The 11,913-nt window shown below is 60.4% G+C and carries 13 protein-coding genes; 4 read left to right on the top strand and 9 right to left on the bottom strand.

Features of this window, described 5'->3' with window-relative positions; genetic code table 11:
- Positions 1-19: 19 nt before the first annotated feature.
- Positions 20-1,273: a Zn-dependent hydrolase gene (locus tag PH547_RS05975; RefSeq protein ID WP_285167763.1), complete on the bottom strand. Its 1,254-nt coding sequence runs from the start codon at positions 1,271-1,273 to the stop codon at positions 20-22.
- Between the two features lie 299 nt (positions 1,274-1,572).
- Between PH547_RS05975 and PH547_RS05980 the strand changes: the two genes are divergently transcribed.
- Complete coding sequence (locus PH547_RS05980; protein WP_285167764.1) at positions 1,573-2,217, top strand: TetR family transcriptional regulator C-terminal domain-containing protein; 645 nt, start codon at positions 1,573-1,575, stop codon at positions 2,215-2,217.
- Between the two features lie 96 nt (positions 2,218-2,313).
- On the top strand, positions 2,314-2,700 hold the full coding sequence (locus tag PH547_RS05985; protein WP_285167765.1) for a hypothetical protein: 387 nt from the start codon (positions 2,314-2,316) through the stop codon (positions 2,698-2,700).
- A 65-nt stretch (positions 2,701-2,765) separates the two neighbouring features.
- Here the strand turns inward: PH547_RS05985 and preA are convergent, their stop codons facing one another.
- From preA to PH547_RS06005, 4 genes are all read right to left on the bottom strand, one after another.
- Complete coding sequence (gene preA / locus PH547_RS05990) at positions 2,766-4,079, bottom strand: NAD-dependent dihydropyrimidine dehydrogenase subunit PreA (protein WP_285167766.1); 1,314 nt, start codon at positions 4,077-4,079, stop codon at positions 2,766-2,768.
- A gap of 13 nt (positions 4,080-4,092) precedes the next feature.
- Positions 4,093-5,451: an NAD(P)-dependent oxidoreductase gene (locus tag PH547_RS05995; RefSeq protein WP_104823979.1), complete on the bottom strand. Its 1,359-nt coding sequence runs from the start codon at positions 5,449-5,451 to the stop codon at positions 4,093-4,095.
- 497 nt (positions 5,452-5,948) lie between these two features.
- Complete coding sequence (locus PH547_RS06000; protein WP_285167767.1) at positions 5,949-6,932, bottom strand: sensor histidine kinase; 984 nt, start codon at positions 6,930-6,932, stop codon at positions 5,949-5,951.
- A gap of 195 nt (positions 6,933-7,127) precedes the next feature.
- Positions 7,128-7,922 (bottom strand): response regulator, encoded by a 795-nt coding sequence (locus PH547_RS06005; RefSeq protein WP_104823977.1) that lies wholly within the window; start codon positions 7,920-7,922, stop codon positions 7,128-7,130.
- Positions 7,923-8,178: 256 nt separating this feature from the next.
- Here PH547_RS06005 and PH547_RS06010 point away from each other — a divergent pair, with 256 nt between their 5' ends.
- Together PH547_RS06010 and PH547_RS06015 are read left to right on the top strand one after the other, a co-directional pair.
- The gene (locus PH547_RS06010; RefSeq protein WP_028751877.1) at positions 8,179-8,385 is read left to right on the top strand and encodes a NepR family anti-sigma factor; all 207 of its coding nucleotides are present in this window, start codon (positions 8,179-8,181) and stop codon (positions 8,383-8,385) included.
- Positions 8,386-8,397: 12 nt separating this feature from the next.
- Positions 8,398-8,949, top strand: coding sequence for an RNA polymerase sigma factor (locus tag PH547_RS06015; protein ID WP_104823976.1), 552 nt, complete (start codon positions 8,398-8,400; stop codon positions 8,947-8,949).
- Between the two features lie 120 nt (positions 8,950-9,069).
- Here PH547_RS06015 and PH547_RS06020 read toward each other — a convergent pair whose 3' ends face one another.
- From PH547_RS06020 to PH547_RS06035, 4 genes are all read right to left on the bottom strand, one after another.
- Positions 9,070-9,474 (bottom strand): hypothetical protein, encoded by a 405-nt coding sequence (locus PH547_RS06020; protein ID WP_283046979.1) that lies wholly within the window; start codon positions 9,472-9,474, stop codon positions 9,070-9,072.
- A 9-nt stretch (positions 9,475-9,483) separates the two neighbouring features.
- On the bottom strand, positions 9,484-9,831 hold the full coding sequence (locus tag PH547_RS06025) for a DUF883 family protein (protein WP_104823974.1): 348 nt from the start codon (positions 9,829-9,831) through the stop codon (positions 9,484-9,486).
- A 177-nt stretch (positions 9,832-10,008) separates the two neighbouring features.
- The gene (locus tag PH547_RS06030) at positions 10,009-10,800 is read right to left on the bottom strand and encodes a heme ABC transporter ATP-binding protein (RefSeq protein WP_104823973.1); all 792 of its coding nucleotides are present in this window, start codon (positions 10,798-10,800) and stop codon (positions 10,009-10,011) included.
- 7 nt (positions 10,801-10,807) lie between these two features.
- Positions 10,808-11,902, bottom strand: coding sequence for a FecCD family ABC transporter permease (locus PH547_RS06035; protein ID WP_104825178.1), 1,095 nt, complete (start codon positions 11,900-11,902; stop codon positions 10,808-10,810).
- Between the last annotated feature and the right edge of the window lie 11 nt (positions 11,903-11,913).

Here is an 11,913-nt window from a genome sequence, read left to right on the forward strand (position 1 = left end):
TGCTGCGCGAGTAGGGCTGTCACGCCACAATCTCCGCAGTCTCCAAGACCGCGTGGAACAGCACATCCGCGCCCGCGGTCGCCCATTCCTTGGAAATCTCCTCGGCCTCGTTGTGCGATAGGCCGCCGACGCAGGGGCACATGACCATGGTGGCGGGCGCTACCTTGGCGGCCCAGCAAGCATCGTGGCCGGCGCCGGAGATGAGGTTCATATGGCTGTAGCCCAGCTTCTCCGCGGCATCGCGCACGGCGGTGACGAGCTTCGGATCGAAGGTCACGGGCTCGAAATGACCGATGGCTTCGACCGAGCAGCCGACGCCAAGGGCGTCGCAGATAACCGGCGCCTCAGCCTCGATCCTGGCGCGCATGCGGTCGAGCTTCGCCTTGTCGGGTGAGCGGATGTCGACCGTGAAGACGACCTTGCCCGGCAGCACGTTGCGCGAATTCGGCGAGAAAAAGACCTGGCCGACACCACCGACGGCACCCGGCTGGCTGTCCATCGCGACGCCCTGCACCATTTCGATGATCCGCGACATGGCAAGCCCGGCATTGACGCGCATGTTCATCGGGGTCGAGCCGGTATGCGCTTCCTTGCCGGTGAGCGTGAATTCCAGCCACCACAGGCCCTGACAGTGCGTGACGACGCCGATGGTCTTGTCCTCGGCCTCAAGGATCGGTCCCTGCTCGATGTGGTATTCGAAATAGGCATGCATCTTGCGGCTTCCGACTTCTTCCTCGCCGAGCCAGCCGATGCGCTTCAGCTCCTCGCCGTAGGTTTTGCCCTCCGGGTCCTTGCGGCCATAGGCGTAGTCCAGCGAATGCACGCCGGCGAAGACGCCGGAGGCGAGCATGGCAGGGGCGAAGCGTGCGCCCTCTTCATTGGCCCAGTTGGTGACCACGATCGGATGCTTGGTTTTGATGCCGAGATCGTTCATCGTGCGTACGACTTCCAGCGCGCCGAGCACGCCGAGCACGCCATCATATTTGCCGCCGGTCGGCTGCGTGTCGAGATGCGAGCCGACGTAGACCGGTAGCGCATCCGGATCCGTGCCGGGACGGGTCGCAAACATCGTGCCCATCTTGTCGACGCCCACTTTCAAGCCGGCTTCGTCGCACCACGTCTTGAAAAGGCTGCGGCCTTCGGCGTCGGCGTCGGTCAGCGTCTGGCGATTGTTGCCGCCGGCGATGCCGGGGCCGATCTTCGCCATGTCCATCAGTGCGTCCCAAAGGCGATCGCCATTGATACGCATGTTTTCCCCTGGCGCTGCCACCATGATGCAATCCTCACCTGTTTGTCCCGGGTCATGCAAGGCGCATGCCCAATTGTTCCCGATGGTCGCTTCCGGTGCGCTTGCTTGTTTTTGTCGCCCCGGAAAATCGCCGGTTGCCTTTAAAAGACATCTGGCAGATAATTTGACCGATTGGTAAACATTACAACTTCCGTGGCGGCGCTCAAGACGAAAAGCACGAAAATTCCCGACAAAATTAAAGGCAATTGCCCAAAATCAGGGCATGGGCAGGGGAATGAGGGCTTGGCCGAAGGGCTTGGATTTCAAGGAGAAACAAAGCAGACATGGCCATCCCCAGAGCCGCCAAGACGCAACGCCGCACTCGCATCCAGGAAGAAAAAGAGGAAGTGATACTCGAAGCCGCGCTGGACGTATTTTCAGTCCACGGCTTTCGCGGCTCGACCATCGACCAAATCGCCGAAGTCGCCGGCATGTCGAAACCCAATCTGCTCTATTATTTCCGCACGAAGGAAGCCATGCACCGGGCGCTGATCGACCGCGTGCTGTTTACCTGGCTGGAGCCCCTGCGCGCCTTCAACGCCAATGGCAATCCCGAAAGCGAGATTCGCTCCTATATCCGCCGCAAATTGGAGATGGCCCGCGATTTTCCGCGGGAAAGCCGCCTGTTCGCGAATGAGATGCTGCAGGGGGCGCCACATGTCGAGGACGAACTGCGAGGTCCGCTGAAGAGCCTTGTCGATGAAAAGGCCGAGGTCATCCGCGCCTGGGCGAAGGCCGGAAAGATCGCCAAATGCGATCCCTATCACCTGATCTTCTCCATCTGGTCCACGACGCAGCATTACGCGGATTTCGACGTGCAGGTGCGCGCCGTGCTTGGGCAGGAACATTCGGGCGAGGGGCGTTTTGAGGACGCGGCCCGCTATCTGGAGAAGCTCTTCGTCGATGGTCTCGGTATACGGCGAACATAGCCTTACTAGTCTTATAGTGAGAAGCGCCATTTACCATGCGCACAATTTATGCGATAGCCCAGCAAGGTCAGTGCGGTGAACGGGCGGTGTCGAGGGGTGTCGGAAAAAGACGGTCAGCGGTGGTATTGGATCAGAATCTCTGATCATGAAAGTGCAACTTATGCGGCGAGAATGAGCGGATTGCCGATCTTCCTCGCCGGACTTTCCACGGCCGTTTTAGCCCTTACGAATGGCTCCCGGAATAATGATCCGATAGCGGTGATCCTAACCGTTGCGCTTGGTCTATTTATCAGCGCGGTCGGTTGGCGCATCCGGGCGGGTTCTTTCCGCGTAATACCGATCGTCATGCCTTTGTATCTGATCAATTTGGCCGCTAACGCTCTTCTCTTTCCAATAGTGGGTTCCGTGCTGGCTATTCTATACATATTGCTGGCCATCGCGGGCATTCGCGGCTGGTGGTGGCTGCGACGCAACCCCACATAGGGTCGCGCCGCTTCATCAATATTGGCCGAGCTTCCATGCGATGGCAGGACGCTACGTGCGAATCCTCACTCCGCCGCTTGCCGCGCCATCGGATTGTTCGGATGGGTCGTCCAGTTGGCGTAGTTCGGGTCGACGACCTTACCGGTGCGCTTGTCGAGCGCGCCTGCCGGCAAGGCTTCCATGGTGATGCAGTTTTCGACGGGACAGACGCTGACGCAGAGATTGCAGCCGACGCATTCCTCGTCCATCACTTCGAAATGCCTGACGCCGTCGAGCATGTTGGTGATCGCCTGGTGCGAGGTGTCTTCGCAGGCGATGTAGCAGCGGCCGCATTTGATGCAGGCGTCCTGGTCGATCTTTGCCTTGGCGATGTAGTTGAGGTTGAGATACTGCCAGTCGGAAACATTCGGCACGGCGCGGCCGATGATGTCGTCCAGATTGCGGTGACCCTTTTCGTCCATCCAGTCGGAGAGGCCCGATATCATCTCCTGGACGATCTTGAAGCCGTAGGTCATCGCGGCGGTGCAGACCTGCACGTTGCCGGCGCCGAGCGCCAGGAATTCCGCCGCGTCACGCCAGGTGGTGATGCCGCCGATGCCGGAGATCGGCAGGCCGTAGGTTTCGGGATCGCGGGCGATTTCGGCCACCATGTTGAGCGCGATCGGCTTGACTGCCGGGCCGCAATAGCCGCCGTGGCTGCCCTTGCCGCCGACCGTGGGGTTCGGCGCGAAATTGTCGAGATCGACGGAGACGATCGAGTTGATCGTATTGATCAGTGACACGGCGTCAGTGCCGCCGGCCTTGGCGGCGCGGGCGGGCTTGCGGATGTCGGTGATGTTCGGCGTCAGCTTGGTGATGACGGGCATGCGGGTATATTGCTTGCACCAGCGCACGACCATTTCGATATATTCCGGCACCTGTCCGACCGCGGAGCCCATGCCGCGCTCGGACATGCCGTGCGGACAGCCGAAATTGAGCTCGATGCCATCGGCGCCGGTTTCTTCCACCAGTGGCAGGATGGCCTTCCAGGCCTGTTCTTCGCAGGGAACCATGATCGAGGCGATCAGGGCGCGGTCCGGCCAGTTCATCTTCACCTGCTTCATCTCGCGCAGGTTGGTATAGAGGTCGCGGTCGGTGATCAGCTCGATATTGTTGAGACCGAGCAGGCGGCGATCGGCGCCCCAGATCGCGCCATAGCGCGGGCCGTTGACGTTGACGACCGGCGGGCCTTCCTCGCCGAGCGTCTTCCAGACCACGCCGCCCCAACCGGCCTTGAAGGCGCGTTCGACGTTGTAGGCCTTATCGGTCGGCGGCGCCGAGGCGAGCCAGAACGGGTTCGGGGATTTGATGCCGATGAAATTATTGCGGAGATCAGCCATTTTGGTTCTCCTTTCAGGCGACTGCAGCGGCCGGCTTGGCGGCAGCGAGCGCACGATTGATGGATTCGGCCGCGTCGCGACCCTGTGCAACGGCGGAGACCGTCAGGTCATCGCCGCCGAGCACGCAGTCGCCGCCGGCCCAGACGCCGTCAAGCGAGGTCCGGCCTTCGCCGTCGATGGAAATGCGGCCGGATTCCATGCGCAATGCGCCGAGCCCGGAGGCCTCGAAGGTCTGGCCGATCGCCTTGAAGATCTGATCGGCAGCGATGACGCCGGTATCGCCGGTGCCGGTCAACTTGCCGTCGCGTAGTTCCGTATATTCGACTTCGATGCCGGCGACTTTGCCGTCCTTGTCGAGGATACGCTTCGGCGCCAGCCAGTGGCGGATGATGACCCCCTTTGAAGCGGCAAGGTCCTGCTCGTATTCCGAGGCGTTCATATGCTCCTTGCCGCGGCGATAACAGATCGTCACCTCTTCGGCGCCGAGCAGCTTTGCCTGCACGGCAGCGTCGATCGCGGTCATGCCGCCGCCGAGGACGACGACACGGCGACCGATGGCGATATCGGCCTTGTCCTTGGCCTGGCGCAGATCGGCGATATAGGCGACGGCATCGGCGACGCCGTCGAGATCTTCGCCTTCGGCACGCAGCGCGTTGACGCCGGCGAGGCCGAGGCCGAGGAAGACGGCGTCATATTGCGACGAAAGATCGGCAAGGCTGAAATCCCGGCCGAGCGCCTGGCCGTGCTTCACTTCGATGCCGCCGATCGACAGAACGTAGTCGACTTCCTTCTGGGCGAAATCGTCGACCGTCTTGTAGGTGGCGATGCCGTATTCGTTGAGGCCGCCGGCCTTTTCACGGGCGTCGAAGATGGTGACGTCATGGCCATTCACCGCCAGGCGGTGGGCGCAGGCAAGGCCGGCCGGACCGGCGCCTACGACGGCGATCTTCTTGCCGGTCGAAGCGGCACGGGCATAGAACTGCTTGTTCTCGGCCATTGCCGTGTCCGTAGCATAGCGCTGCAGGCGGCCGATTTCGACGGGGCGCTCTTCGGCAGTATTGCGCACGCAGGCCTGCTCGCAGAGCTGTTCGGTGGGACAGACTCGCGCGCACATACCGCCCAGAATGTTCTGGTCGAAGATCGTCTTGGCCGAGCCGATGGGGTTGCCGGTCGAGATCTGCCGGATGAACAGCGGAATGTCGATGGAGGTCGGACAGGCCGTCATGCACGGCGCGTCATAGCAGAAATAACAGCGGTCGGCAGCGACCAAAGCCTCGTGACGGTCAAGGCGCGGATGCAGATCGGAAAAGTTCTGATCATATTCGGCCGGCGTCAGCCTGCCTTTATGAATCCCAGTTTCCAGTCGTCCCATTGAAGTTCCCTCATTATAGTAAACGGCCAGTGGAATGAACGGTAACTCAGGTTAAAAAATTTATCAAACGGTAAAATTTTGGAGAGTTCCGGCATTGCAAGCACAGGGATAGCTGTCATGGCCGCCTAGCCTAGCGGGCAGCGGAGGGGCCTCCGCTAAACATATGTTTTAGTTTATTTTCGAGGATCGATTGCTGGCTGACTGGAGGGTAAGCCGGACGCTTCCAAGTCCAGCGTGGCTATAAACATTCGTTGGCGCCCATTTTTGAAGTTCGCGATGGACGCTCGAGAAAAAAATCAAAATTTTTTTTAGAAAGATGGAACCAAGGTTGGGCGCCGTCGTTAAGAAGGTGTCTTGGTGATGATCGCATCAACCGATGCACGCCCCCAAAACTCATCACCGGGCATCTACTCACGGTCCCCTCCCGATGAGTGAAAAGCAGCCAGTGCGCCGCCCTCGCGCTGGCTGTTTTCTTTTGCAGTCCTCGTTTCGGATTGTCAGCGGCGCTTCAGGATTTCGTATTCGGTTTCGGGTATCGTCAGGCGATAGCCGATGCTGTCATCGTCGATCGCGAACTGGGCGCGCCCGTTCATCGATGTGGGCACGACCCGCTCCAGCACGGTGCGGCTGAAGCTGTTGTCCTCGAACTCATGGTCGGCGGGGAAATAGAAGCGCTCTGACCAGGCCACTTCGATCGCCTTCTTGCCATCGAGTTCGGACTCCTTGCAGTTCAGCGTGATGCTGGTGGCGCCGGCGGAAATGGCGCCGTGTGAGGCGGAATTGACGATCAGCTCGTGCAGGGCAAGGCCGAGATGGACGGCCGCATTCGGCGTGAGATGCGCATTGATCCCGTAGATCGGCATCGGCACGCCGGCATCGGGCCAATAGGGGGCGAATTGCTTTTCGGCAAGTTCGAACAGATAGGCGCCGCGCCAGCTTGAATCGGTGATCAGGTCCTGCGAATTCGACAGGGATTGCAGGCGGCCGCGGAACTTGATCAGAAAATTGTCGAGCGACAGCGTATGACGCGCCGTCTGCGTCGCTATGCCCTGGATGATCGCCAGGAGGTTCTTGGAGCGATGCGACAGCTCGCGCAGCAGCGATTTCAGCACCTTTTCGCGGTGGCGGGTCTCCGTGACCTCGGTAATGACGGAAAGCAGGCCCTGCGGCTTGCGGCCACCGATGCGCTCGATCTTCAGCTCGTAGATGCGCACGCCGTCGCCGGTCACGAACTCCACTTCCGCGCTGACGGGCTTGCCGCTTTCGAGCACTCCGCGTTTCAATTGAGTGAGGTGCTCACCATCCTTCTCGCCGAAAAGATGGCGGTCCGTGCCGCCGATGATGAGGGACGGTTTCAGGTGGTCGGGCAGGTTTTCAGCATAGCGGATCGCGAGGCTTGTATCCTGAAAGAGGATCGAGACGCCGGCGCTATTGAGCGCCCGCTCCATCATAGCGGCCTTGCCTTCAAAACTCAGAGGCATGCCGGATAATGGTTCAGTCGTATTCACCGGCTTGCCTTTCACTCCAATTTCGAGAACCCCGCCGACAGGGTATTCTCAGCCGGAAGAACTCAATCCGGTTTATACAATCACTCGCTATAACAGTCGGTAAAGCGTCCCTAAGCTCCCGGAACGTCCGGTTGCTTTCTTTGTTCCGCGACAAAGTGTCGATTCGGGTCAGGCGGCCACCTTTGTGGTTTCATTAAAGAAAAGGGCCTGACTGATCAGAGCTTTCACCATATCGGGATTGAATGGTTTGGTTACGAGGAAGGTCGGCTCCGGCCGCTCGCCGGTCAACAAGCGCTCGGGGAAAGCGGTAATGAAAATGACCGGAATGCTCGACGTCTTGAGGATGTCATTGACGGCGTCGATGCCTGAGCTGCCGTCGGCAAGTTGGATGTCGGCGAGCACCATGCTGGGATTGGTGGCATTATGCAGGGCAACCGCTTCCGCATGGGTGCGGGCGATGCCGGTGACGCGATGTCCGAGGCTTTCCACCATCTGCTCGATATCCATCGCAATCAGCGGTTCGTCCTCGATGATCATGATGTCGGTGGCGACTTGGCGTGAAATCTCTTGGGATGCCTTGTCCAGCAGATTCATGGCCTCGGTCTCGGTCACCTCGAGAATGTCGGCGATCTCGCCGAGACGGAAGTTTTCGACGGAGGCGAGGAGGAAGGCCTGGCGGGCGACCGGAGAAACCTTGGCAAGATTGACCGAGGCGCGCTGTTCCCAAGCATAGGGAGAGGTTGGCTCGGGAATCTGGATCGCCGTGGAACCGAAGAGTTGAGTGAAGAGTTTATAGAGTGCAACGCGGTCGTTGGACGTGTCCGGGAATATGGAAAGATCGGCAATGATCGCTTCCAAAACCGCCGCGACATAGGCGTCACCCGATGTCTGTGTCCCGGTCAGAGCACGGGAGTAGCGGCGCAAATAAGGAAGATGCGGCGCAATGCGTGTGGAAAGTGTCATCAATGGCTCCCGCCCTTTATTAATTCCTAATTGAAACACAGCCTCCAAGACTGCAATGACAAACAAACGCAAATTCAGTAAAAAAGTTCCTCGGCACCGGAACTTTTTTTGGAGAAGTACATTACCCCTGCCGACGAACACTAGGTTCAACTTCTCCGATTCGGGCCGAAGCGGACGTGAGGACCTTCCAAACTGGGGTGCATAGAGGTACACCCCGCATCCATGAACGCAAGAAATGCGGAAGCGAGCAGGCTAAATGACCACCCAAAATCAAGAGGACGCGGACCGTAAACGGCCTGACGTGCGTGCCGCCGATATCCTCGATCCTAACAATCAAATCGGCAATCGGCTGCGCTCATTCTATGCCGCGGTGCAGGATGAGGCTATCCCGGATCGCTTGCTCGACCTGCTCGAGAAGCTGGATCAGGCCGAACGTTTGGCTTCCGCAAAAGTCTCCGATTAAGGAGGAAGCGTCATGGAACCGCAACCGAGCTTCAAGCGCGAACTCCTGGCTGCTCTGCCGAGCTTACGCGCCTTCGCCATCTCGTTGACCGGCCGCCACGACCGTGCCGATGATCTCGTGCAGGACACGATCATGAAGGCTTGGGCCAAGCAGGACCATTTCGAGATGGGCACGAATATGAAGGCCTGGCTCTTCACCATCCTGCGCAACGAACTCTATAGCCAGATGCGCAAGAGCGGCCGCGAGGTGCAGGACAGTGATGGCCTGTTCACGGAATCGATGGCAACGCATCCCTCGCAGTACGGTGCGCTCGACCTGCAGGATTTCCGCAAGGCGCTGGATCAACTGCCGCCCGATCAGCGCGAAGCCATCATCTTGGTCGGCGCGTCCGGTTTTTCCTATGAGGAAGCCGCCGAAATCTGCGGCTGCGCCGTGGGCACCATCAAGAGCCGGGTCAACCGCGCCCGGCAGCGCCTGCAGGAATTGCTGCAGATTTCCGGAGAAGCCGACTTTGGCCCGGACGCCACCTCAGCGCCTTTGACCTCCAAGGCATTTGCCTTCTAAATCATGCGATCTGTCCTCGCCTGCTGGCGCGGACGGATTCTGTTGCGCCCATGAGGCTTTAGCGCGCCTGTTTGCCGTGATGTGCGGACTTGTGATGCAGCATGAGCCGATCAAGTCGCCCTAATCATCCCGCCTCTTTGTGCTCATCAAGTTGCCGAACACCAGGGCGGTCGCAATGGCGGCGGTCAGCAGCGGTTGCGACTTTGCAAGGCCGAGTGCTGCGACGGCCATGGTTTCCAAGGCGGCGCGGCGTTCGCGGGCACGGCGTTCTTCCTGCTTGTTGATGATCATCATGATGACGAGAACGATCACGGCGAGCACCAGGGCGCCGGCGGCAATCAGCAGCGCCGAAACGGCTGCGCCGTAAATGGTTGCCAGCCAGATGGCAGCCGCTATGAGGGCAAAGGCATAGGCCGTCAGAAAGAGGATAGCGGCGATGCCAATGAAAACACCGCTGCGTTTCGTGCGCGCAACGGTGCGATGCAATGTGCCCGAGAGAAGCAGGCCGAGTAACGGAGCTAGCATTGCGGCTCCTTAACGGCGCGACAGAAGCAGGGCAAACGCCAATCCGAAAGCTGCAGCAGCCCCGATGGTGGCAATGGGGTGTTGACGCACGGTCCTGCGCATTTCGCGCGTGCCCTTCGCATAGCCGTGCTGCAATTCACGCAGCAGGTCTTCGCCTCGAGCTGTCAAATCCTCAAGCCCGGTTTCGGCGCGCGCGCGCATCGTCTTGCTCTGGATCGCGCTGTTTTCACCGACGATCTTGGCGAAAGCGGCAATTTCGTTGCGCAGATGTTCGATCTGCTCCTCAATGCTGGCTTCGAGGTCATGTAGGCTGCCGCCATTACGCTTAGCTCGCGCCGAATGGAGGATGGTTGCCATGGTCTTGCTCCCTTACGTCGTTAGCGTCTGTGGCCTGGCGCCGCAAAGCTGCGCCGACTTTTGCGATGAGCGAATGCTGCCAGACATGTTGCTGCTGATTGCGCAGAACATTGATCTGGATCACCGATCATCAACGCGGCGATGCAACGAAAAGTTCCGAATTTGACGAAAGGAAGGTCAGTGCGTCAGTGCACTGTGGGCGAGAACGAATGGGACGCCGTCGATGGGTACGCGATTGACCCTGAGCGCACAGCCGAAGACATCCTGCAAATGCTGGTCGGTCAGAACGTCCCCCACGGGGCCTGCTGCTCGCAGCCGTCCGTTCTTGAGCAGGACTATCTGGTCGGCGAAGAGAGCCGTGAGGTTCAGATCATGCATGACGGCGATGACGCCGCCGCCGCGCCGACAGAATTGCCGGGCGAGCGTCATGATGGTCAGTTGATGGCTGATATCGAGGCTGGAGACGGGTTCATCGAGAAGCAGCCAGCAGGGCTTGCCGTCGACGATGGGTTCGGAGATCTGGCATAGCACCCGGGCGAGCTGGACGCGCTGTTGCTCGCCGCCGGAAAGCTCCTGATAAAAGCGCCCTTCGAAGCCGGCGAGATCGACGGAGGAGAGCGCCTCCGCGGCGATGCGATCGGCCTGCTCGGGACGGCTGTTGCGGCCGCTCGTCAGCCCCATGCGGACGATTTCGCGAACGGTGAAGGGAAAAGAGATGGTGCTCGCCTGCGGCAGCACGCCACGCATTTCCGCCAGTTGCCAGGCTTGAAGGCTGCCGATCTCCGATGCGTTGAGGCGCACCGAACCTTGATAGGCGAGCTCCCCCGAAATGGCCTTCATGGTCGTCGTCTTGCCCGAACCGTTCGGCCCGCAGATCGCCGTCAGCGCGCCGGCTTCGGCGGTAAAGCAAACGTCGTGCACGACTGTCTTGCCGGAGAACCGGACGGAAAGGTCAGAGACGTCGATCATCGAAAACTCACAGGCTGAGGCGCGAACGCTGCCGAAGCAGCATCCACAGGAAGAAAGGCCCGCCGACACCAGCGGTGATAATGCCGATCGGCAGTTCGGCAGGCGAGACGACGGTGCGGGCCACCACGTCGGCGATCATGAGCAGCGAGCCGCCGAGCAGGGCGGAGGCCGGCAGCAGAAAGCGATGATCCGGGCCGATCGCCATGCGCAGGATGTGCGGCACGATGATGCCGACGAAGCCAATGCCGCCGCTGACCGCGACGGAGGCGCCGGTTGCGGCCGCAACGCTGACGATAGCAATATTCTTTAGCCGCTGCACGGCGACTCCCATGTGGAAGGCTGCCGCTTCGCCGAGCGTCAGTGCATTGAGACCGCGTGCCATGAAGGGCAGTGGCAGCATGGAGAGGACGATGATCGGTCCGGCGGCGGCGATCTTGGTCCAGGTCGCACCGGCGAGCGACCCCATGCTCCAGAAGGTGAGATCACGCAATTGCCGATCATCTGCCATGTAGATCAGCAGGCCGGTCGCCGCCAGCGCCAGCGCGCCGAGCGCAATACCGGCCAGGAGCATGGTCGCTATGGATGTCTGTCCGTGCCGCGTCGCCACTCTGTAGAGAAGCACGGTCGTGACGAGGCCGCCGATGAAAGCGGCGATCGGCAGGGAAAAGATGCCGAAGAGATGCGCGACGGGGGCAAGGATGCCGCCGCCGAGGACGATCATCCCGACCGCGCCGAGACTGGAACCGGCCGAAATGCCGATCAGGCCGGGATCGGCCAGCGGATTGCGGAACAGGCCCTGCATGACCGCGCCGGAGACTGCGAGACCGCCACCGATCAGGAATCCGAGAATGGCGCGGGGGAGGCGGATGTCGAAGATGATGATACGGTCGCGGCTGCTCAATGCGCTGTCCGCACCGCCGCTTATCATGCTGCCGATGACGTCGACGATCGAGGCATCGGAGGCGCCGGTCGTGATCGAAAACGAGAACGCAAGGAAGGCGGAGATCACGAGGCCAGCCAAAACGAAGAGGGAGAGCGCAGTACGGTCGCCCTCGTGATGACGGCGGTCCCTTCTGTGCGACATGCGCTTCAGCCCCGGCATGACCTCGTTGA

This window comes from Rhizobium cerradonense (assembly GCF_030182455.1).
Taxonomy (GTDB): Bacteria; Pseudomonadota; Alphaproteobacteria; order Rhizobiales; family Rhizobiaceae; genus Rhizobium.

Bases quoted from the DNA above. Each gene is read 5' to 3' on its own strand.
- PH547_RS06030 (WP_104823973.1), bottom strand. From the start codon at position 10,800: ATGATCGACGTCTCTGACCTTTCCGTCCGGTTCTCCGGCAAGACAGTC.
- PH547_RS05995 (WP_104823979.1), bottom strand. From the start codon at position 5,451: ATGGGACGACTGGAAACTGGGATTCATAAAGGCAGGCTGACGCCGGCC.
- PH547_RS06000 (WP_285167767.1), bottom strand. From the start codon at position 6,932: ATGCCTCTGAGTTTTGAAGGCAAGGCCGCTATGATGGAGCGGGCGCTC.
- PH547_RS06015 (WP_104823976.1), top strand. From the start codon at position 8,398: ATGGAACCGCAACCGAGCTTCAAGCGCGAACTCCTGGCTGCTCTGCCG.
- PH547_RS05975 (WP_285167763.1), bottom strand. From the start codon at position 1,273: ATGGTGGCAGCGCCAGGGGAAAACATGCGTATCAATGGCGATCGCCTT.
- PH547_RS06020 (WP_283046979.1), bottom strand. From the start codon at position 9,474: ATGCTAGCTCCGTTACTCGGCCTGCTTCTCTCGGGCACATTGCATCGC.
- PH547_RS06025 (WP_104823974.1), bottom strand. From the start codon at position 9,831: ATGGCAACCATCCTCCATTCGGCGCGAGCTAAGCGTAATGGCGGCAGC.
- PH547_RS06035 (WP_104825178.1), bottom strand. From the start codon at position 11,902: ATGCCGGGGCTGAAGCGCATGTCGCACAGAAGGGACCGCCGTCATCAC.
- PH547_RS06005 (WP_104823977.1), bottom strand. From the start codon at position 7,922: ATGACACTTTCCACACGCATTGCGCCGCATCTTCCTTATTTGCGCCGC.
- preA (WP_285167766.1), bottom strand. From the start codon at position 4,079: ATGGCTGATCTCCGCAATAATTTCATCGGCATCAAATCCCCGAACCCG.
- PH547_RS06010 (WP_028751877.1), top strand. From the start codon at position 8,179: ATGACCACCCAAAATCAAGAGGACGCGGACCGTAAACGGCCTGACGTG.
- PH547_RS05980 (WP_285167764.1), top strand. From the start codon at position 1,573: ATGGCCATCCCCAGAGCCGCCAAGACGCAACGCCGCACTCGCATCCAG.